The sequence below is a fragment of the Galbibacter sp. genome (genome assembly GCF_035306585.1).
Classification (GTDB): Bacteria; Bacteroidota; Bacteroidia; order Flavobacteriales; family Flavobacteriaceae; genus Galbibacter.
Map to the genome: position 1 here is coordinate 50,923 of NZ_DATGNU010000044.1, position 22,569 is coordinate 73,491.

General features: G+C 36.5%; 22 protein-coding genes. 21 read left to right on the forward strand and 1 reads right to left on the reverse strand.

What is annotated here, in order from left to right; translation table 11 throughout:
- Nucleotides 1-62: 62 nt before the first annotated feature.
- The 20 genes from VKY50_RS04925 (at nucleotide 63) to VKY50_RS05020 (ending at nucleotide 18,797) form a co-directional block, all read left to right on the forward strand.
- Nucleotides 63-1,496 (forward strand): alpha-amylase, encoded by a 1,434-nt coding sequence (locus tag VKY50_RS04925; RefSeq protein ID WP_324299456.1) that lies wholly within the window; start codon nucleotides 63-65, stop codon nucleotides 1,494-1,496.
- Between the two features lie 446 nt (nucleotides 1,497-1,942).
- Entirely contained in the window at nucleotides 1,943-2,359 is a 417-nt protein-coding gene (locus VKY50_RS04930; RefSeq protein ID WP_324299458.1) for a hypothetical protein, read from the forward strand.
- A gap of 1 nt (nucleotide 2,360) precedes the next feature.
- Nucleotides 2,361-3,767 carry an AMP-binding protein gene (locus tag VKY50_RS04935; RefSeq protein ID WP_324299460.1) on the forward strand — a complete coding sequence of 469 codons (1,407 nt, stop codon included), beginning with the start codon at nucleotides 2,361-2,363 and terminating at the stop codon, nucleotides 3,765-3,767.
- Nucleotides 3,742-4,308 (forward strand): 4'-phosphopantetheinyl transferase family protein, encoded by a 567-nt coding sequence (locus tag VKY50_RS04940; RefSeq protein ID WP_324299462.1) that lies wholly within the window; start codon nucleotides 3,742-3,744, stop codon nucleotides 4,306-4,308. The genes VKY50_RS04935 and VKY50_RS04940 overlap by 26 nt, the downstream gene beginning before the upstream one ends.
- Nucleotides 4,283-4,720 carry a 3-hydroxyacyl-ACP dehydratase FabZ family protein gene (locus tag VKY50_RS04945; RefSeq protein ID WP_324299464.1) on the forward strand — a complete coding sequence of 146 codons (438 nt, stop codon included), beginning with the start codon at nucleotides 4,283-4,285 and terminating at the stop codon, nucleotides 4,718-4,720. Before VKY50_RS04940 ends, VKY50_RS04945 begins: the two co-directional genes overlap by 26 nt.
- 1 nt (nucleotide 4,721) lies before the next feature.
- Nucleotides 4,722-5,945 (forward strand): beta-ketoacyl synthase N-terminal-like domain-containing protein, encoded by a 1,224-nt coding sequence (locus VKY50_RS04950; RefSeq protein WP_324299466.1) that lies wholly within the window; start codon nucleotides 4,722-4,724, stop codon nucleotides 5,943-5,945.
- A complete protein-coding gene (locus tag VKY50_RS04955) occupies nucleotides 5,929-6,681 on the forward strand; it encodes an SDR family oxidoreductase (RefSeq protein WP_324299468.1) in 753 nt (250 codons plus the stop codon). The genes VKY50_RS04950 and VKY50_RS04955 overlap by 17 nt, the downstream gene beginning before the upstream one ends.
- Nucleotides 6,682-6,692: 11 nt before the next feature.
- Nucleotides 6,693-7,919, forward strand: coding sequence for a beta-ketoacyl-[acyl-carrier-protein] synthase family protein (locus VKY50_RS04960; protein ID WP_324299469.1), 1,227 nt, complete (start codon nucleotides 6,693-6,695; stop codon nucleotides 7,917-7,919).
- Between the two features lie 5 nt (nucleotides 7,920-7,924).
- Nucleotides 7,925-8,209 (forward strand): acyl carrier protein, encoded by a 285-nt coding sequence (locus VKY50_RS04965; protein ID WP_324299472.1) that lies wholly within the window; start codon nucleotides 7,925-7,927, stop codon nucleotides 8,207-8,209.
- 15 nt (nucleotides 8,210-8,224) lie between these two features.
- Nucleotides 8,225-9,037 (forward strand): CPBP family intramembrane glutamic endopeptidase, encoded by an 813-nt coding sequence (locus VKY50_RS04970; RefSeq protein WP_324299473.1) that lies wholly within the window; start codon nucleotides 8,225-8,227, stop codon nucleotides 9,035-9,037.
- 311 nt (nucleotides 9,038-9,348) lie between these two features.
- Nucleotides 9,349-9,486, forward strand: a complete 138-nt coding sequence (locus VKY50_RS04975) for a hypothetical protein (protein WP_324299476.1) — start codon at nucleotides 9,349-9,351, stop codon at nucleotides 9,484-9,486.
- Between the two features lie 75 nt (nucleotides 9,487-9,561).
- Complete coding sequence (locus tag VKY50_RS04980; protein ID WP_324299478.1) at nucleotides 9,562-10,206, forward strand: hypothetical protein; 645 nt, start codon at nucleotides 9,562-9,564, stop codon at nucleotides 10,204-10,206.
- Entirely contained in the window at nucleotides 10,175-11,386 is a 1,212-nt protein-coding gene (locus VKY50_RS04985; RefSeq protein ID WP_324299480.1) for a site-2 protease family protein, read from the forward strand. Before VKY50_RS04980 ends, VKY50_RS04985 begins: the two co-directional genes overlap by 32 nt.
- Nucleotides 11,383-12,606 carry an arginase family protein gene (locus tag VKY50_RS04990; RefSeq protein ID WP_324299482.1) on the forward strand — a complete coding sequence of 408 codons (1,224 nt, stop codon included), beginning with the start codon at nucleotides 11,383-11,385 and terminating at the stop codon, nucleotides 12,604-12,606. Before VKY50_RS04985 ends, VKY50_RS04990 begins: the two co-directional genes overlap by 4 nt.
- Entirely contained in the window at nucleotides 12,603-13,355 is a 753-nt protein-coding gene (locus VKY50_RS04995) for an alpha/beta fold hydrolase (protein WP_324299484.1), read from the forward strand. Before VKY50_RS04990 ends, VKY50_RS04995 begins: the two co-directional genes overlap by 4 nt.
- 3 nt (nucleotides 13,356-13,358) lie before the next feature.
- Nucleotides 13,359-14,444: an LpxL/LpxP family acyltransferase gene (locus VKY50_RS05000; protein ID WP_324299486.1), complete on the forward strand. Its 1,086-nt coding sequence runs from the start codon at nucleotides 13,359-13,361 to the stop codon at nucleotides 14,442-14,444.
- Nucleotides 14,437-16,644, forward strand: a complete 2,208-nt coding sequence (locus VKY50_RS05005) for a TonB-dependent receptor (RefSeq protein ID WP_324299488.1) — start codon at nucleotides 14,437-14,439, stop codon at nucleotides 16,642-16,644. The genes VKY50_RS05000 and VKY50_RS05005 overlap by 8 nt, the downstream gene beginning before the upstream one ends.
- Before the next feature lie 95 nt (nucleotides 16,645-16,739).
- Entirely contained in the window at nucleotides 16,740-17,204 is a 465-nt protein-coding gene (locus tag VKY50_RS05010; protein WP_324299490.1) for a DUF2141 domain-containing protein, read from the forward strand.
- A complete protein-coding gene (locus VKY50_RS05015) occupies nucleotides 17,204-17,911 on the forward strand; it encodes a hypothetical protein (protein ID WP_324299492.1) in 708 nt (235 codons plus the stop codon). The genes VKY50_RS05010 and VKY50_RS05015 overlap by 1 nt, the downstream gene beginning before the upstream one ends.
- Nucleotides 17,853-18,797: a carboxypeptidase-like regulatory domain-containing protein gene (locus VKY50_RS05020; protein ID WP_324299494.1), complete on the forward strand. Its 945-nt coding sequence runs from the start codon at nucleotides 17,853-17,855 to the stop codon at nucleotides 18,795-18,797. Before VKY50_RS05015 ends, VKY50_RS05020 begins: the two co-directional genes overlap by 59 nt.
- 95 nt (nucleotides 18,798-18,892) lie before the next feature.
- Here VKY50_RS05020 and VKY50_RS05025 read toward each other — a convergent pair whose 3' ends face one another.
- A complete protein-coding gene (locus VKY50_RS05025; RefSeq protein WP_324299496.1) occupies nucleotides 18,893-19,462 on the reverse strand; it encodes a YceI family protein in 570 nt (189 codons plus the stop codon).
- Between the two features lie 332 nt (nucleotides 19,463-19,794).
- On the opposite strand from VKY50_RS05025, the gene VKY50_RS05030 reads away from it, so the two are divergent.
- Nucleotides 19,795-22,260: a glycoside hydrolase family 95 protein gene (locus VKY50_RS05030; protein ID WP_324299498.1), complete on the forward strand. Its 2,466-nt coding sequence runs from the start codon at nucleotides 19,795-19,797 to the stop codon at nucleotides 22,258-22,260.
- Nucleotides 22,261-22,569: the final 309 nt, after the last annotated feature.

Sequence of the window (22,569 nt, forward strand, 5' to 3'; positions counted from 1 at the left end):
AAATGAAGCCTGGTACAAAAAGTAATGTATCAGGCTTTTATTTTCCAAGCTAAAAACAACGTATGAAAGCAATACACTTTTTAAGCATTCTACTTACACTGCTAAGTATTGGTTGTTCAAGTGATGACTCGCTAGAGAAGGAGCCAGAGGTAGACCCTCCACCAGTGGATGTAGTGGTCACCCCAATTTCATTAGAGACATATAACAGTGAACAAGGGGTGATGATGCAAAGTTTCTATTGGGACGTTGAACCCCGAGGGCAATGGTGGAACATTATAACCGACCATCTTAAGGATTGGCGTAAGAGCGGAGTAGACAGAATATGGTTACCGGTGGCTACCAAAGGGCAATCAGGTGGTTATTCTATGGGTTATGACCCTTCAGATTACTTTGATTTTGGAGAGTACAATCAACATGGAACTGTGATTACTCGATTCGGGAGTAGAAAAGAACTTGAAGCCTTAATTGCTACGGCGCATGAATTGGGTCTAGAGGTTATCGCAGATATTGTTATCAATCATAATTCGGGTGGCGGTCAAGAGTACAATCCGTATCGCGAGAAAAACACCTATACCTTATTTGATCAAACTCATGGGAACGCCTCTGGAATGTTTAACAGAACCTATGAGAATTTCTACCCAAATAGTACCAGTAACTATGATGATGGAAGTTTGTTTTATGAGGAAACCAATTTAGATCACAATCAAGCCTATGTTCAGAATTGGTTGTGGAAATCTGAAAATTCTGTGGCAAAATATTATAAAAATGTCATGGGATTTGATGGTTGGAGATTTGACTATGTGCTGGGATATGAACCATGGGTAGTGAAAGCATGGCTCGAGGAGGTTGGTGGATTTTCAGTAAGTGAATTATGGGACGGAAACGCCACTGTTTTATCCAAATTTGTGGATGAAACTGGCAGCGGAGTTTTTGATTTTTCTACCTTTTATAAACTGGAAGAAGCACTCGATCGATTTAATGATCTGACCTATTTGGATAAAGACATGTTATGGCAGACGCACCCAGAAAAAGCGGTGACCTTTACTGCAAATCACGATACTGAGAAAGATACCAATGAGGATAATAACATAGCCCCTGAAAATAAATTAAAGGCTTATGCGTACATCTTAACACATCCTGGTTATCCTACTATTTTTTATTCGGATTACGAAAACCAAGACTTTAAGACCCCCATTAAACAATTAATTAAAATACACAACAGCTTAGCAGTTGGACAAACCCATATCCTTTATGTAGACAGTGATGAATACATTATGAGAAGAGATGGAGATGAAAACAACCCTGGGCTAATTTTGTATATCAACCATTCGGACACTGTTAAAAGACGTTCCGTGTCAACAAATTGGAAACAGCGCGTATTATTAGACTACAGTAACAACACCTCCTTTGTTGCCACTGTGGATGAACAAGGCATGAGCCAATTAGAAGTTCCTGCGAATGGTTTTGCAATATACAGTATTGCAGAAACAAATTAATACGATTTTACATACAACATTATTATAGTTAGTTAGTTTAGTATGCTAATAAAAGCTGTTATTAAGGTTTATTGAAAAAACCTTTTTAATAGCTTTTTTCTTTCAAAAAAAGATCATCCCAAGGCAGCAAACACCCCAGAATTTCAACTTACTTCTAAGATTAATAATTACGACACTTGTAAGAATTGTTTAATTATTTATTTAAATTTTCATAAAAATTAAATATATTTTCGTATTATAGTACCATAATATAAGAAATTTACATATTTTTTGCACTAATACACAATATTATATTGTCCTATTCGTTGTGAAATTTCAAAGCACCCTAATTGTAGTAATAATCTGATATTAACTTTAAGGGTTCTTTTTATTAACAATTTCTTTAACAAGTAACACACTATAAAATTTAGGTTATTGATTACATTTGATAACCTTAGCCCCAAAACATGAATACTATAAGACGACTGGTTTCAAACTGTAGAGAAGGAAACAAAAAGGAAATTAAAAAATTCATAAAGGAACTCGAATCCAGAGAAAAAACCACTCCCCTTTTACAAGCTTATTCGGCCGTTGCGACTGCATACAAGGCTAAAATTGCACTAAATCCATTAAAGAAAATAGAGCTTCTCCATACTTATAAAGAAATGATGGACCCCATTGTAGCGCATCAAAAATCCTATGAAATTGTATTTCTGAGATTTATGATCGAGAAAAACATTCCCTTTGGACTTGGGTTATCCAATAATTTAAGACAGGATTATAGCTATCTAACCGAGCATAAAAATCAAGTAGAAGATCAAGATTTCGAAGAATCCTTTCAAAGGTTCATGTCTAAGTTTATGGAACTAAACGAGCTGTCTTAAGATGGGTTTAATTCGTGAAATAAAATATGCCCTGAACCATTTTAAATCGTCATCAATTGTAGATGTAAAGGAGCATAAAACCCTAAATTATCAAGAGGTCTCCACTGCGATCGCTCAACTCAAACAAACCTTTCGCAATGTAAATTTCGAGCAAAAAATAGTTGTCTTCGACTTTTATGAGAATTCCTTGGATCTAGTGGTGTTGTTTCTTTTTGTTTTGGAACAAAAAGGAATTCCTCTAATTCTTGAAGTGTCTAAAAACCAACCAAACCTGTTAAAAGAAATACCTTATTTTGCCATTATTGGTCAAAGACAAAGTCTTTTAAGTGTTTCCGATAGCCATTTGCGAACCTATAAAACACCCTTCGGAGAACTGAGAATCAACGAATCTCAACTGGATACTTCCATGGTTGAAAATTGTTCTCTTTTACTGACAAGTTCCGGTTCAACTGGTTCCAAAAAAATAATTAAATGTAGGGAATCTGGGGTTCTTCAGAATATAAAATCAAATATAACAGCATTAGGAATTAATGAAAAGGATCGTACATTAATCTGCTTGCCCATATATTATTCCTATAGTTTAATTGGACAGTTTTTATCTCATTTGATCGCTGGAGCGGATATTATTCTAGCTCCCAATCGCTTTATCCCACTTTACCTCAATGAAGTCCTTAAAAAACATCAGCCGACAAATTTCTTTATAACCCCTACGCTTGTTCGTGTTTTAAGCGCCTACCAGAGCCATATAAATTGTGACCCGTTGAAGTTTGTAGCTATTGGCGGTGGGTATCTAAGTAAAAACTGTTTTGTAAAGTTTACACGGCAATTCACTTGCGCATATTATTATAAAACCTATGGCATAACTGAAGCTGGACCTCGCGTATCCACCTATACCATAGCTTATGATCAAATCCATAACTTCCAACCAAATTATATAGGTGCACCATTGGAAAATGTGCAATTAGCTACGGGTAAGGCAATTGGAAATTACCAAGGAAAAGTAAGTTGCTATCTTCATATTAACACTCCTTCAGTATATACAGGTTACCTGATAGACCACCAGCACTGCCATAAGAAAACACTTGGATTGGAGACTAGGGATATCGTGTACAAGCAACAGCAAGATTATTATATTCTCGGCCGGGAAACGGATTTTTTTAGGGCTGCGGGTTCGCTATGGCGTTTCCAAATCGAAGACATTCTCTTTGACGAAATACCGGGCCTGTTAAAGGTGAATATTTATAGTGATCAAACCGAGAAATTACAACTTGGTTTAATTAGAAACAAACGAAATAATAACGACAGTGGAGTTCATTTCAGAGATCGATTGAAAGAACGATTTAGCCCTTCTGTAATGCAATCTTTAATTATAAACGACCACCATGAGAAATTTACCTTTTCTAAATAAGGATACGGTAATGGTCTTCTATGGCCATAGTCAAACAGCGCTACAGGGCTCCTATTCTGAGAAACTCTCCAGGATTCTATTTAACTATTTGGTAAAGGATCAACCACAGTTACAACTTAAATACGATCATCATCGCAAACCTATAATTGTGGGAGGATCATTCCATATTAGCATCTCACATTCCAAGGATGTCGTTATCTGTGCAATTTCAGATCAACCTGTGGGTATTGATATTGAATTTAAGCGTCCCCTACCGATGAAATGCTTTGAGTTTGCCAATGAACGCTATGGGAAGTCGTTCAACATTACTCAATTAGTCCATTGGTGTCGGTTGGAGGCTGTTTTAAAATTAAAGGGACAACGTCTTGGAAACTTTCAACCAGAGCACCTTGAGTTGAACAATATAAAAACGGAGTATCTCCAGATTCATCATGATTATCATTGTGTGCTTTGTTATCAAGGCCAACCGAAAACTATTTTGATTAAAGAAATTATGTTAAAAAAAGCAATTGATTATGCGAACTACCAAAACGTTTCCTAAACCAGAGGATATTCTTCCACATGATAAGCCCATGTCACTGGTGGATCAGATCACTGAATTTGAACCTGGAAAATGGATAAAAGCTACTACCACCTTTAATGAGAAGGCTTTTTTTTACCAAGGTCATTTTAAGGGAAATCCAATTACTCCTGGAGTTATTCTTCTAGAGAGCATGTTTCAAACCTGCGGATTGTATTTACGGATTTCTGCTGAAACCACCCCTGGATTTCCAATGATAATGGGAAGAGCTGTAAAGGTTAAAAATGCCTCGTTCTCAAAAGAGGTAAAACCGGATCAGTCTATTGAAATATTAGCAAAATTTAAACATCAGATGATGACCTTTTTCGTGTTCGACTGTCAGATACACTTGGACGGTAAATTGGTTTGTCACAGTGAATTAGTACTCTCTTAAAATGTATAAAAGAATTGTTATATCGGGATGGGGTATTGTAAGTCCTTTCGGATTGTCCAATCAAGATTTTGAATCTAATTTTGACAACAAACTAGCTTATTCCAAGAAAGAGGACTGGGAATTAGAGCATTTGGGGCCGCATTACTTTGGCGCGATTCCTGAGTTTGATATTTTAAAACAGATTGATTCTCTAAGACCACCCTTTCCTAATAGATATTCGAGTATAGGGCTATTGGCTTGCATGAACGCTTTAAAAGATGCCGGGTTAGCTGAAGATATAGAACTTACTCAAAAGGCGGGTCTTGTAATTACCACAACTCTAGGCGCGAGTACTGCCATACAATCCTATTTATCTAAATTGTACAAAAAGGGGCCTGATCGAGTAAGTCCGTTTAATTTTTCTAAAGCAACATCCAATAGTATCCTTGGTGATATTTCGAGAATATTAGGGCTTAAAGGGCCAGGTTCTCTTGTGTATGGTGAGGAAAGTGTCATCTATGGTGTTGATCTAATCAACAATGACCACACGGATATAGTCCTGTGTGGAGGAGTAGATGAAATTACGGAATTAAATGTATTACTAGCTGATAAGAAAGCACGATTAGTTTCTCCAAATGGAACCCCTACGTACGAGCATTTGATCAATGATACCCAAAAGGATCAGTCGATTTTTAGCGAGGCTGCATCGTTTGTGGTTATCGAATCTTTAGAATCTGCCAAGAAAAGAGGCGCCAAAATATATGCTGAAATTGTCGATTACAAACAATTCAGAGATCAGCGTTCAAGCAAAGTCATATTTGAAAGATGCACCGATTCACTCCGACATAATTTGAACGAACTTTTGAATGAAAACCAAATAAAAGACAAAGATCCGTTATTATTCTACGGATCTGCTTGTCTGCCTTGGCACATACAATCCTACGAATGGAAGGCGCTGTCAAAACTTTCTTTTGAGTTTACTTATGGAAACGTTAAAGCGTCCATTGGAGAAGGGTTATCTGGATCGAATAATTGCACCTTAGTCTCCACCCTATTAGCCCACACTAAAGGACGATTGGCGAATGTTTTAAAAGAGGCCGTTGTACTTGGCGAGCCCCCTAAAAATATCTGTTTAGTGCCTTTCAACCCCAAGGAAGAATTTACAAGTATTACGCACACCTTTTCTGTAGGCGGCAGCAATACATTATTAATGCTAAAATCAATGAGAAATGACCAACGATCATAAAACTGTTTTTGTTTCTGGAGGTTCAAGAGGAATCGGAAAAGCAATTTGCATAAAATTTGCCGAAAACGGTTATAAAGTGTATTTCACTTACAAATCAAATAAGAATGCCGCTGATGAATTAGTGGCCACCATCAAAAATAAATGTAATTGCCCAGAGGCGGTCGCATTCCAATGTGATATGTCCAGTGCACAGGAGGTAAAGAAGCTCTTTAAAGAAAATAAAACTGAATTCACTGCAATTGATGTACTTGTGAACAACACTGGTGGGCACGGAAAAACAGCTCCATTTTTGTTCTGTAGTAATGAGTACTTCTGGGAAATCATGGAGCTAAACCTAAAATCTGTGGTGAACACTGTTCGTGAAATCCTTCCTGTGTTTATCAAAAAAAAGAAAGGAAGAATTGTCAACATCACCTCCATTTCAGGTTTAAAAGGAAATCCAGGACACGCTCCATATGCAGCAGCCAAAGCCGCAGTGAATGCCTTTTCGAAATCCGTACTAAAAGAGATTGGATCCATGGGAATCATCATAAATTCCGTAGCTCCTGGTTTTATAGAAACTGAAAGTGTACAGAATATCCCTGAAAAATACTACAAGCTCCGAATTGAAAATAGCATATACAAACGGATGGGATATGCCGATGAAGTTGCTAGTGTGGTGTTCTTTCTCGGATCAACTTCACCGGAATATATGACTGGACAAGAACTTATTGTAGATGGTGGAATATCTGGATAAATCAATTCGAAATGAAAAAAAGGAGAATAGTAATTACTGGAATGGGAGTACTGAGTGCTTTAGGAACTGATACCCAGAGCCACGCCAAGGGAATTAAACAAGGGCGATCTGGAATGAAACCGATCACATTATTTGATACCCAACATTCTATTTACCGAAACACCAATGCTTGTGTTTTAGATAAAGAGGTATTGGAAACCATTGCTGAGGATGATAAAACACTTCAAATCAGCTGTGGGATCCATAGTATAACCCAGGCGCTGCAGGATGCCAAACTAAGCAAGGAGGAAATTTCCAAAGCAGCATTGGTAATAGGAACATCCATCGGTGCGAGTCATACATTTTCCGAATTCTTTAAACAATATGTACTAGGTCATGAGATTTCTGATGAATTATTAGCACTATCTTCTAACTCTGCGCACACTATTACTGGAGATATTGCTGCTCACTTTGGTATTAACGGCCCCCTGTGTACCATCTCTACGGCATGTTCCGCAAGTACAAATGCCGTTGGAAGAGGTCTTGACATGTTACGCTCTGGAAAAGTATCCAAAGTTATTGCAGGTGGAGTGGATATCTTTACAGAATTAGCCTTTACAGGTTTTAATTGTCTACAAGCTTTATCGACCACCAACTGTAAACCATTTTCAAAGAGCAGAGATGGATTAATGTTAGGGGATTCATCCGCCTTTTTCGTCTTAGAAGATCTAGAATCTGCAAAGAAAGCTGACAAGCACATCTTTGCAGAGGTCCTATCGTACCATTTTTTTAATGAAGGGTATCACCCTACATCTATGAAGTCTGACGGCAGCTCCGTCTATCAATGTATGAAAAATACTTTAGACAAAGCTTCGATTCACCCGGATCAGCTCGATTACGTCAATGCGCATGGAACAGCCACTAAAGTCAATGATTCTAGTGAACTAAAAGGCATCGCTTTATTAGCTCAAAAGCGCAATTCCAAAGAACCTCTCTATGTGAGTTCCACCAAGAGTATGTTGGGACACTGTCTAGGAGCCGCTGGCTCCATAGAATTAGCCACTACTATCCTGGGGATGAACCAACACTTTATCCCACCCAATATAAATGTCGATCAAAAGGATTTTATAGAACATCCAGATACGATAGCAATCCTGGATAGAACAATCGAAAAACATTTCGAATATGCCATCTCCAACTCCTTTGCTTTTGGAGGTAATATGTCTAGTATACTAATTAAAAACGGAATTAATATTTAAAAATTATGGAAAACAATTTAGCTTCAATCAAAACAGAAATTAAAAAGGTATTAATCGATGTACTTCGTCTTGATATAAGTCCGAAAGATATCAAAGATGATCAAAGTTTCTTTGGCACTGAAGAGGACCCTGAAAGCGGAATCATCGAAGATTCTCTAGTTATTTTAGAGGTTGCAACCATTCTATCAGAGAAATATGATATCCCTCCCACAGACTTTAATGAAGAAACCTTTATCAATGTAAATTCATTGGCCAATTTAGCAATAGTTGCCTTAAATGACAGCGAGTAGTCACCACAAATAAAGATGTTGAAATCCATTAAATATCAATATATCATTTTGTTATTTTGTAGTTTTTGCTTCTATTTTATCCTGGATAAAGTATTCTTTGCAACGATCTACAAATACATAGATGCTATTTTCAAGGTAGAAATGTTCAGTTTTTTTCTAACCTATATAGTAGTAGGACTTCCCGTATTTCTTTTTGTATTTATCACCAACCACAAAACCGTTTTTAAACCACTGGGATTACAGGGAAATTTTATAAAAGGCCTATGCGTTGCCTTGGGTTTTTCTTTGCCAATGCTTCTTGGCTTTGGAATTCTCAACGACTTCCAGGTCCATATAACATTAAAGGATTTCATAATCAGTTGCCTATTTGCGGCTTTCTTTGAAGAACTCTATTATCGAGGATTTTTCTTTGGGCAATTATTTAGAAAAAGTGGGCTTGGGTTTTTCCCATCCCTGATCATAGGTGCCATATTATTTGCTAGTTTACACGCATACCAAAGCGACCTTCCTTTAGATTTATTAGGGATTTTCTTAACCACCTTCTTAGGTGCTGGTTTGTTTGCTTGGCTCTACGTAGAATGGAGTTATAATCTTTGGGTTCCTATCGCTTTACATTTTTTTATGAATTTATCATGGAGTATGTACGCTGTCTCGGACAATGCCTTTGGAGGATGGATCGCTAATTTAATAAGGGCCTTGACTATCATTTTAGCCATCACAAGTACGATCATCTACAAGAGGAAAATGAACATTCCTTTTGGTGTAGTGCGCAAAACATTATGGATAAACTATAAAAATTATGATCCCTTTACCTCTTCACGGAGGTAGAGAACAATGCCTCATTTTCAAATGAGCGCATAGCCTTAAAAGTCTCCTTAGAGATATACCTTTATTTTTTAACCAAAATTCATGTATAGATGAAAAATCAAGAATTATTGTCTTCTATCTCCATCGTTGAGTTAGAAGAAAGATTCGAAACATCTGTGTTATCGTTAGACCTTGATAGGTGTAACAACAACCGTGCGGATGTTACGCTTTCAGTGTAAGGTCCACACCACACATTACCAGCCACTAGGCTATTTAATCGGGTAATCTCGATAAAGAGACTACCTAATGTTTAACCTTTTAATTTTTTTAAAATGAAAACATCCAATTTAGTTTCTTCTATTTCTATCGTTGAATTAGAAGACAGATTTGAAACTTCAGTATTTGCACTTGATGCGAAAAGATGTTCAGGTAATGAGGCTGATGTAAATCTTGAGCTTAAAGCACTTTAAGATCTCAAAATTATTAGGGGTCTTAATTTAACCACAATTAAGGCTCCTATTTTAACCATAAGTAAACAGCATCTGATGATAAATATCTTAATTACTATTCATATTGTTTTTGGAAGCCTAGCGCTGCTCAGTGGCGCGCTGGTTCTGTTGCTAAAAAAAGGCAATGCCCTACATAAGCGTATCGGTAAATTATATTTTATGACTGGTTTTTTAGGAACCATCTTCTCCCTAATTATAGCTAGTTCTCCCAATCATTATAATCTTTTTTTATTCACCATTGGTATTTTGACTTTGTACTTTCTCCTTGGTGGATTCTTTGCTTTTAAAATAAATAAAAAGCAGCTCAAAATATTAGCATTAACCATGATTGTTACCGCTGTAGTAATGATCCTCTATGCGCTTTACCTACTCTACAAAGGTCGTATTACAAGTGGTATCATACTGATCTTTTTTGGTCTGCTGGGCACCGCAAATGCTTATCTGGTAGATTATAGGATAATCATAAAACAAAGTGGAAAAATAACAATAAACAAAAGGATCTCCTTGCATATTGGTAAAATGATAGGAAGTTATATCGCGATGTCCACTGCCTTTGTGGTAGTGAATAATATATTTTATTTCAGGATCCTCAATTGGATCCTGCCTGCAATTATTGGAAGTTTTTTAATAAGACATTATCTAAGAACAAATGGAAAGCGGAAAAAACAAGGCGCAGTTTAGTATTCAACAAATGGGAGACCGGTATACCCTGTCTATCAATGGTATTTTTTACGATATCAATGCAATTACCTATGGTATTCTCTCTGGTATAAAAAATGGGGATTCTTATGAGAAAATTGCCCAAACGATCGGTGAAGAATTTGACATTGAAACCACTGCTAAAGAAGTCCAGTATATCATTGACAAGAACATATCGCCCTTGTTCCTAAAAGAACATTCTTTAAACAGAAATAAAACCAGTGCCTTTTGGTTCAAAAAGGAAATACTTTCCTATTCGCAGTATAAAAATATAATTAAACCCATTAAGTTCTTATTTACCCCCACCCTTTTCTGGATCTTAATTCTCCCACTATTAGTCTTCAATGTAATGGTATTATTTAAACTCAATAATCCCGCCATCGAGTTTCAACAATGTGAAACATCTTTACTTAGTAGTGGGTTGGCATATTTGTCTTTGTTTTTTATCATGATATTTCACGAACTTGGACATGCAGCATCATCCTTGAAGTTTGGTGTTAAGTCCAAATCCATAGGTTTTGGTTTTTATAGTATTTTCCCAGTGTTTTTTGCAGATGTCACCGCAATTTGGTCGCTGAGCAAAGAAAAAAGGATGATTGTAAACTTAGCGGGAATATTTATTCAAAGCATCCTTGGAATCTTCTTGTTTGCAGCCTATTACAGCAGTTTAGAACTCCATCCAAATTCCATGGCTACCCAAACGCTCTATACGATCTTTGTAGCCAACGCACTAACCATGCTGGTGAACTTATTTCCGTTTTTTAAATTCGATGGTTATTGGTGCTATAGCGACTTCTTCAATTTATCTAACTTGGGAAGGCAATCTGGTAATTTGTTAAAGTACTTTGCAAAAACCTATTTAAGACTCCCTATATTCTTGCCAGAGAACGAGCGAAAACAACTTAAAACTAGAAATATTCCTCTAATTATCTATACGTTAGCCAAGAGTACTACAAACCTGTTCTTGCTCTATTTAATTTATATTTTAATGACGCGAATTATCCGTAGCGCCGCTAATTTCAGTTTTCAAAATATCGACTTTTCCTTATGTGGAATTAGTGATAACATCTATAATATTTTAATCGCCTATATCATAATCAGAGTCATCGTAAAATTCACTTTGAGAATAGTAAAAACGGCAAAAACATATTTTTCCATATGAGCTCAGTATATCAAATAAATCCATACGTGCTAATTGATAAAGAAGATCAACATAAAATAGTGAATACCGTAACGGGTGAAAAACTATTGGTTGGCGATAAAATCATCGAAATCACTGAATTTCTACAGCGCCCAAAAAGTATGCACGAATTATTGCAACAGTTTCCTGATATAGCAGTAGATCTATCCGGAATTTTGGACACCCTGACCCATAAAAAATATTTGATAAAAGACAACGCTTTTGACATAGCCATTACGGCAATAAAGCCTTATACGCCTCATTTGTTTAATTTACCCTATTTATTAGAATCAAAAACATCCCATTACACCTCAAAGCCAATTGGGTTTATTGGAGTCCCATTGGGAGTAGGGAATCGATCTAATCATTCTTCAAGTGAATTTCCCAATTCTTTAAGGGCCTTCTCAAACAAATACAACATCAACTTAGGCCCAGAGGCTGTATTTGAAACCAACGCTTTAGGAGAAAAAGAAAGATATTCTCACTTGCTTGAACTTATTAAAAATAAACGGCTATTCGATCTAGGGAATGTGTTTTTTGATTCCAAAGAATCTCCCAATTTTATGTATGAGAAAACCTACCAACTATCTAAGAAACTATTTGACCAAGACAAAATCATCCCGTTTTTTATAGGTGGAGATCATTCCATGTCCGCTCCCGTGATCAAGGCAGCAATTGAAAAATATGGAAACGACCTATGTGTACTTCACTTTGATGCGCACACCGACACTTATAGTTCTACTTACGATAAAATAAAGCATCATCATGAGGTGCATCATCACGGAAACTTTATGAGTAAGTGTTTTGCATTTGGACTCAAACACGCCTATCAATTTGGTATTAGAGGATTGGTGAATTTTAGTCAAAAAAGTAATAAAAACCGTTCTATATATTGGGCTCATAAACTGGTCGAATTAATCAAAAACAAGCATCCATTCGAGGAATTGCCAAAAGACAAAAAGTACTATATCACTTTTGATTTTGACATTCTTGACCCTGTATATTTTAAGGGCACTACGACTCCTGTAATCAATGGATTAAGCGTCGATCAATGTAAAGAACTACTGTGGACCACCTTAAAGAACAAAGCGATTATAGGGGTCGATATTGTTGAGCTATACACCGATACGCCAGAGCAGGAAATCAATAAACAAATAGCATGTGAAATCATCTTTGAACTCTTAAATGCCATTGATAAATGAGAATGATCACTGATTTATATAATCCTTCAGGGGAAATCAGACTCATTTTTTTCAATCCCTTGGGAATGACCTCTGAGTATTGGTTGAGAGATCTTCAAATTCAAGACCACTTAAACCAATTTGAGCTTGTCTTTACGGACTATCCAGGCTATCGTAAATCCGCTCATATGTCCTGCGAGAGTTTTGAGGAATTAGCTTCTTATTTTTACCAGGAATATGCGCAACTCCCTCCAAAGGAGAGCATATGCATTGGTGCAAGTTATGGTGGAAATCTCGCCTCAAAATTCACCCAGTTATACGCATCCTCTAAAAAAATAATTCTCATTGGAAGTATTCCATATTCCGATTCCTTCGATTGTACATTCTATGACATTCTCAAAGAGACCTTAAACCAAAATAAATTATTTGATTTCTCTAAATACCTTACTGATTTTAGTTATACAGAAAAGGAACGAGAAGAGAATCCATTTTTGACCCTTATGTTCTTTTCTTATTTAAAGAACAATGGCCTAAACAAGACTTTACTTCAACAGATCCAACACCTAGAACGTAACAAAAAACATAAGGTTCAAGGTGTTGAACCGTTAATTTTAGTTGGTACTAAAGATCCGTTGATCCGATCTGATTATCGTGATAAATGTTCCCATGTATATGAAAACTATACCCTTCACTCCTATGAGAATCACGGTCATTTCACCTTAAACAACAATCATAAAGCTATTGCGCAAATTGTAAAATACATTAATTAAACCATGGAAATTACCTATAACAATAACATTCTTTCTAAGAGCCAATCTGAGATACGCAATTCAATCGCTGCCAAGGTATTAGAAAAAGAGATTCAAAAGAAAGAGTCCAATCAGATGAAAGACTTTAATTTTATGTCCGCGAGTCTAAGCCGCTTTATGCCACAGGTTCCTAGAGAAGATCATTGGGATATATATATTAAAATAATAACCACCATGAGATTACGGGAATTTGACCTCACAGATCTACACAAAATATCCAACAAACTTTCCACCACAAAAGAAAATGCCCTCTTTAAACAGGTAGACCAACCCAAAATATACATCACCTGTCACCTTGGTTTCTGCAAAGCTTCCATAAGCTTATTAATCCTAAATGGGGTCAAAAATATCGCCTTAGTGGTGGATGAAAGCACCTATAAAAACCAAGCATCCACCATACTGGCTATTAACGAAAAATTCAAAAATGCCTTTGGGTTGGACAATGAGTTAAAGGTCATAAACGTCGAAAAGTCTAATACTGCTCTAGAAATGATGCAGTTAATTAAGAATGGATTTTCGCTCTTTGCTTATATCGATGGGAATTCTGGCTATAAAGGAGTGTATAACAAAGAGAAAACCATTGAGATTCCATTTTTAAGTAGTACCATTAGTTCTAGGACAGGACTCTCTAAAATCGCCTATTTCATGAATGTTCCTATTGTTCCTTTTGTGGCTTATTATTCCGAAAATGGCATGGTTCCTCATATTAAATTTTTCGACCAAATAAAAAAGGATAAGACCAAAGAGATGGAGGCCTTTACAGAAGACACCACTAAAAAACTCTACGAATTTTTCGAACATTATATTGAAAAATTCTATGATCAGTGGGAGTCCTGGTTTTACATTCATAAATACCTTCCCAAAGAAATACTTGCTGCGGAAAATATTTCTTTGAATGTAAATTCTTTAACCAAAGTAGACTTTAAAAAAGGTACCTATAGTGTTTTTAAAATCGATGAAGATCACTATTTATTCAACCGAATAAGTTTTACGGTATTTCCAATTTCTCAAGACAATTTCAAAACATTTATAAGTTTCCAAAATGCATAAGAACACTTGGTTAGGCTTACTTGTCTTTATCTGTATTTTACCTACGCTACTCCATTCACAAAATGAAATAAAAGGAATCGTTGTGGATCAATATAATAAACCAATGGAGGGAGTAAATATCTTTATAGAAAACTCTTTAGAGGGGACCAGTACTGATAAAACAGGTAGGTTTGAATTAAATTCAGCTCAACAAAAGGACACTGGAATTAAAATTTGGTTTACCTATATGGGGTATAAGGATTTTGTCCTAAAGGTGGCCCCTGATGTACCACCAAATAAACACCATAAGATTATTATGCAATACGACGATACTGGTTTAGAGCAGGTGGTCGTTCAAGGAAAGCGAAATCGACAAACGGAATATATTTCAACGCTGAATTCGATTGATTTGATTACCACACCAAATGCCTTAGGAGATGTCATGGCGGCAGTGATTAGATCCTATCCTGGCATGCAGAACAACCCTCAAGATGGTAGGTTTTTCGTAAGAGGAGGCGATCATTATGAATCAAAGGTTTTCATCAACGATTTACAGGTACACCGCCCTTTCTCAGGGTCTGGCCCAAGCATCCCTAGTAGGGGAAGGTTTTCACCCATGTTGTTTGAGGGAGTTTCTTTTTCAACGGGTGGGTTTGGTGCAGAATATGGAGGAGCGATGTCAAGTATATTACTTTTGGACACAAAGAGTAATGTCATAAATGATGAATACGAAGTCTCGGTAAAGAGTGTAGGGGTGGATGCTTCCATGTCCAGAAACCTTAGTGAAACCATTGCTTTGACCACCAAGGTTGAGTATCTTAACTTGGCCCCTTATAGGAGTCTGTTTCCTTCTAGATATGAGTGGAATGAAGATTTTAATGTAGTATCTGCGGAGTTAAGCCCCATCATCAATCTTAAAAATGGAAGGATTAAGTCCTATAATCGTTTTGATATTACCCGTTTTGATTATTTAAGAGAAGATATTGCCATTAATGAGCATCAAAAGGTGAACTCTACTTTAAAGGATTTAAATCTTTATAGCAACAACACCTTCGACTATAGTTTTAGTGACAAACTTAATTTCTTTGCGGGAATGGTGTATAGCATTAACGAAAGGGATGCCGCCGGGATATTTTCCAATAGTGATGAGTCTTTTGTAATTGACAACTTCATCCAATTCAAGACAAAAATAAATTACGAACTATTTGAGAAGCTCCATTTGACCACGGGCCTACAATTCAATAGCAATTATTACTTTATTGATTACCTAGATCCTAGCTTCACAGCTAATGTAATGAATAGAGGAATTACCAATTCCATTTATACTAGTTTTGTTGATCTCAAATATAAAATCACCCCAAATTTTATATTAAAATCTGGATTAAGAACGGATTATTCTGCTTTGCTCGAAGAAAATGTAGTGTCTCCTAGGTTCCGACTAGAGTACAAGAAAATTCAAAATTTAACGATCGCTCCGTATTATGGCGATTTCTATCAGAATCCGCGCAATGGTGATCTTATTTTTGATTTTGAAAACAAGCTAACCAATGAGAAGGCGAACCAATTCGGAATCAACCTTTATTGGGAGAAAGACAACAGGATTATCTTTATAGATGCTTTTAGTAAAAAGTACACCAAATTAGTTAAATTTTCCTATGTCGGTGATGATAGAAATCCAAGTGAGTTTAATAACCGAGGATATGGCACAGCTCGAGGTATTGATTTCTTCATATCCGATAATCAAACCTTTAACAACTTAGAATATCGGATTTCCTATACTTATTTGGATTCCGAAAGGGATTATCAAAATTACCCATTTGAAGTCAATCCTACATTTTATTCCAAACACAATCTCTCGGTCAACACCCAATTATGGGTAAATCCACTAAATAGCCTCCTAGGTCTTTCCTACCACTATACCAGTGGACGCCCCTACACTAATCCAAATAACGATAACGGTTTCTTAGGTTCCTATATCAAACCGTTTCAGAGCTTGGATTTTAGTTTTACATATCTGATTTCAGAAAATTTATTTATCCATGGTTCGGCCTCAAACATCTTAGGATTTAGCAATGTAGCCAATTATAACTATGGAAACATCAATCAAGAAGGAGTTTATCCAGAGCAAAAAATTCTGCCTTCGGCTGACAATTTTTACTTTCTGGGAGTGTTCTATACTTTCGGCGGAAAATCGGCTCGTGAGAAAGCAAGAGATTTTTAAAAAAGTTCATGGCACAAATAAAGAAACAATTATAACAAGTGGCATTATTTATGAGAATTACATTATAAACCAACAATAACTTAAAGAATAAAAACATGAAGAACAACAGCAATTTGTATGTGTATTTCACTCTTTTATTAGTGGGATTCGGAAGTCTCTCTTTAACCGCACAAGAAACCCATCATTGTGAGGCAGAGAATCAAACAAGTTTAACCATTAACTTTTCTTCTCAACAGACTAAAGGAGTGGTAAATATGTCTGTATACGACAGCAAGGAAAATTTCCTTTCAAAGCCCTTTAAACAAAAGAGGGGCGATATGCTGGATGGAAAAGACATTCAGGTGGTGATCGAAGGTTTGTGTCTAGGCCATCAGTATTCCATCGCATCTTTTTTAGATGAGAATGACAATCAAAAACTTGATAAAAATTTTATAGGAATGCCTCAGGAGCCCTATGGTTTTAGCAAGAATGTCAAAGGGACCTTTGGCCCACCTTCCTATGAAGAAACTAAAATAACGCTGGACCAGGAGAATAAACAAATCAGTATAACTTTAGACTAATGAGACATATTTTAATGGTTTTTATACTATGTATTGTATCTCATTTTGCTATGGCACAAGCCAAAGAATTAACTGATGTACAACAACGGGAATTGGATAGTGTTATCACAGATTGTGTGAAGAAAATAAATATGAATAACTCCATCGAAACCGCGACGGCCTCCATGCAATTGCTAGAACGTCTTGTTCGTAAATACGATCATTGGAGTAGCCATTATTACCTTTTATATTTCAAGTTATTAGTCATTAGAAATGCCAAAAACAATGAGGTAGCTCAAAACGCTTACAATTCATTTATGCTGAGCTTCGACCAGGTGTTAAAGAAAAGTGTCACAAACCTCCAAAAAAGCGAATTATATACCTTGAAAGGTTTTGTTTATCTGACAGCACTTTCTTCCGACCCTATTAAACACGGTAGAGAGTTAGCACCAAAAGTGACGGGATTATTTGAAAAGGCGACCTCTTTATATCCAGAGAATCCAAGGCCGATATATTTAAACGCTTTATTTCAACAAGGTATGTCAAAATTTTTTAATAAGAAGTACAACCTGTGCCAAGACTTAGTATTAGCAAATAAATATTTTGCAATGCAAGCCAATGGGAGAACGAATTACTTATATCCAACCTGGGGTGCTGAACATACAGCCAATGAAATTTTTGATAATTGTAACTGCCAGATTAAAGAATCTAGTGCAACGGAAAATTAAAATGCAAGGGGAGGCTATGAAGGGTAGAATATTGTTATTATTAGTATTGGTCCCTTTATATATACTTGGGCAATCTAGTGTCAAGGGAAACATTGTTGATAAGGATCAACATCCAATTGCCTATGTAAATATTGGCATTGTAGGTGGGAAGAAAGGAACGGTTAGTGATGAAGATGGATTCTTTGAGCTTCCACTGAGTGCGGAAGAGTTAAAGAATCCTCACAATATTTTAAAAATATCCTGTATCGGCTATATTCCACAAACCTATTCACTAAGGAATAAGGAATTATACAAGCGGGGACTTACCATCAAGCTAGAGCAACATATTACCGTTCTAGATCAAGTCATTTTAAACTCGGATGCTATCAGCGAACACACCGTTGGTCATGATAAGATAAATTCAGCTAAGCAAGTTAACTTTTCAATAGACCGTAAAGAAAATGAAAATTTAGGTGCCGAAATTGGTAGGAGGTTCCACTTAAAAAAAGGGAAAAACACGTTGAAATCATTACGTTTCTTTATAAGCGAAAATCAGTTCGAACAAATAAAACTGAGAATCAACCTATATGATATGGAAGACAACAAGCCAGGAAAGCGTTTAAATCATGAAAACTATATTTTGGATATTCAAGATTATAAAACAGGTTGGATTTCTTATGATTTTCCTAGGGGTAAATCCTGGTTAACAGAAAACAATATCATTATATCTTTAGAATGGATAGACTATAAAAAGAGGGACGCTAAAGAGAATGCCCGTTTAGCCATCCCTATTACTATTCCTAAATTTTTTAACACACATTATTACCGCTATGGAAGTCAAAGTGAGTGGAAACGATTTGACAACATGTCGACCTCCATGATGCTAGACTACCGACATTATAATTAAGCTTCACTTTATTACCACGAATACAATGGCATACTTCTTATGGATTTGTATGCCATGTTCCTAATATTAAATAATTATATCTTAAAGTGAGGTTCTTATTGCTTGGCTAATTGTAGATGGACTACAAGATTTACTTCTTTTCCTATACCAGCAGCAGTAGGATCATAATCAATGTTATAATCAAATCTATTAATGGTCGTTGTTGCTTTTAACCCCATCTTTACACCATTGTCACTTGTGACCGTACCCCCATTGACAAGGTCAAAAATAACAGGTTTGGTTACATCCTTTATTGTTAGATCACCATACAATAAATATTGATCGGGTTTACCCGTTTCCAATATTTTGGTGCTTTTAAAAGTGATGGTAGGATAGGTTTCTACATCAAAGAAATCGGCACTTCTAAGGTGATTATCTCTATTTTCTACACTGGTATCGATACTTTCTGCTTGAATGGTAAAATTAAAACTGGCATCCTTCAAGGTATCGTCCTTTGTGGCCATAGTCCCTAGGTAATCCAAAAATTTTCCATTGACAAAGCTAATTCCAGAATGCGAGATATTGAAATTTAATGAGGAGTGATTTGGATCAACCTTCCACTGAGTTTGCGCATAAGCTCCTACGGTAAGTAAAGCTACAGCTAATGCTAAAAGTGATTTTTTCATAATTAAATTGGTTTAATTTACTTGAATTTTAAAAGTTTTTGGTGCTATTTTAAGAATACAGCCCGATCCAGGGCTCTTCTTAATCTATCTAAGATAGTAATTAAGTATTCAAAAACCATATCAAATGTTCAAAAATTATACATTAATGAGTTGATTTTCAGTAGTAAGTAAGGAGAAATAATGGGGTAAAGCATTTATTTTTCGCGAAGTTAATCCCGCTAATGCACCTGAATTTTAGTGGTAAATTAGCGTAAACTTCTATTTGTGAAAAATTGCATACATTTATATGTGTTTATTAAACACTTAAGCAGTGCCCAACCAAAACCATTAAAATGAAAAATTTAATTCTCGTAATTCTATTAATAACAAGTGTTCTTGTTTTTGGTCAACAAGCTGATCCCTTAAAGCTCTGGTACGATGAGCCCTCAGGTGAGGTTTGGGAAAATGCATTACCACTAGGTAACGGGAACATCGGTACTATGGTCTATGGAAATGTATCGAAGGAAATTTTCCAACTCAATGAAAGTACTGTTTGGAGTGGTAGTCCAAATCGAAATGATAATCCTGATGCATTGGAAGCACTACCAAAAGTACGACAGCTCATATTCGACAAGCAGTTCAAAGCAGCTGAGAATCTAGCGAATGCCAAAATAATCACCAAGAAATCGCATGGTCAAATGTTTCAGCCAGTCGGAAATTTAGAGTTAACATTTGACGGCCATCAAAATTTTAAAAACTATTCCAGAGAGCTTAATATCGGAAATGCAATAAGTAAAACAACCTACACCATTAATGGCATTACCTATACCCGTGAGGCTTTTACATCACTCACTGACAAAGTTTTGGTGATTAAAATAGCTGCAGATCAACCTGGAAAAGTCAGTTTTACGGCCAACTTTACCACCCCACATAAAAAACAAGAGATTAAAATTAAGGACAATGATCTCTCGCTTTGGGGTGTAACAAGTGACCATGAAAGTGTAGAAGGTAAAGTTGAATTTCAAGCTTTACTTCGAATGAAAACAAAAAATGGAGATATTAATTTTGCCCATAACGCTATCCACGTTAAAAATGCTGATTCAACAATATTATTTGTTTCAATCGCTTCAAATTTTAAAAATTACAATGATTTAAGTGCTGATGAAACACTAAGAGCCAAGAATGATTTAAACAGGGCGTTTAGTAAAAATTATGCGGATTTAAAAGTTGCTCATACTAAAGCCTACCAGAATTACTTTAATCGTGTTTCCCTGCAATTAGGGACTATAGAAACTTCCAATCAACCCACAGATGAGCGATTAGAAAATTTCAGGAACAATCAGGACCCTTCATTTGTTTCACTCTACTTTCAATATGGACGGTATTTACTTATTTCAAGTTCTAAACCTGGCGGACAGGCTGCGAATCTTCAAGGGATTTGGAATAAGCGTATGACCCCTGCTTGGGATAGCAAGTATACTATTAATATCAATGCTGAAATGAATTATTGGCCGGCAGAAAAGACGAATCTTTCTGAACTCCATGAACCGTTTTTAAAAATGGTTCAGGAATTATCGGTGACAGGTAAAAAAACAGCCAAAAGCATGTATGGTACAAGAGGTTGGATGGCGCATCACAATACAGATATTTGGAGAGTCACTGGAGCTATCGATGGCGCCTTTTGGGGCATATGGAATGGTGGTGGGGCATGGTTAAGCCAGCATATCTGGGAACATTATCTCTACACAGGAGATACTAAATTCCTAAAGGATCATTATGATGTATTAAAGGGTGCTGCCTTGTTCTACGTTGATTTTTTAGTACAACATCCCGAGCTTCCATATTTAGTCATCGTCCCTGGAAATTCTCCAGAAAACGCAGCTCAAGGGCGTGAAGGAACATCAATAACGGCAGGGGCAACAATGGACAACCAATTGGTGGAGGACATTTTTAATGCTGTTATCAGCGCATCTGAAGTTTTAAATACCGATACTGCCTTTGCCGATTCGTTAAAAGTGATCAAAAAGAAACTTCCTCCTATGCAAATAGGAAAGCACAACCAACTACAAGAATGGTTAGCGGATCTCGATAGTCCAACGGATCATCATAGGCATATTTCACACCTATATGGTTTATACCCATCCAACTTAATTTCTCCATACAGGACGCCATTATTGTTTGCTGCAGCTCGCAATACACTAGTACAACGAGGCGATATCTCCACAGGATGGAGTATGGGATGGAAAGTGAACTGGTGGGCAAAGATGCAAGATGGTAATCATGCCTTTGAGTTAATCAAAAATCAATTAACCCCAGTGGGTGTCAACCAGAGCGGAGGAGGTACGTATGCAAATCTTTTTGATGCCCACCCCCCTTTTCAAATTGATGGGAATTTCGGTTGTACTTCTGGAATAACCGAGATGCTCTTGCAAAGTTCAGATGGGGCTGTACATCTGTTGCCCGCCATACCAGATGCCCTTAAAAATGGTTCGGTAACAGGGTTGAAATCTAGGGGTGGATTTGAGATCGTTGATATGAAGTGGGAAGATAAAAAATTAGTCAGTGTTTCTATAAAATCAGCCCTTGGTGGAAACTTGAGATTAAGATCTCCTAATCAAGTTACCCTCCATGGACCTGGAAATCTTATACCTGCTAAGGGTGTAAATTCCAACCCGTTTTTTAAAGTACCAAAAGTGGCTTCCCCTTTAATTTCTAAAGCCTCTGATATAACGGTATTGGAGCTACCTACAACCATACTTTATGACTTGAAGACTAAGGCTGGGAAAACTTATACTTTTATAGCTAAAGAACGCCCATAATTCTTCTTGGAATTATACTTTTTATGCCCTCCAGGCACCTTGATTTACTTAGTCTGGTATCGCTTAGTAGCCCAAGCCGAACAAATCTCGAAACATTTTCTGGAAGATTTGGAACGGTTGGTGGGATTGGATTTGGAGTCGGTGCCATCATAAATTGCCCGACTTTTGCCCCACTATCGCTCTTTTTGCCCCACTATTGCCCGACTGTCTTGTAGGAAATACTTGAGCCCGAAGTACCTGTTTTAATAAGAACCTTAAACTTTTCTGCCAATTCTGTTAATTCAGTCGTCGCTGTTCTTTTCGATATAC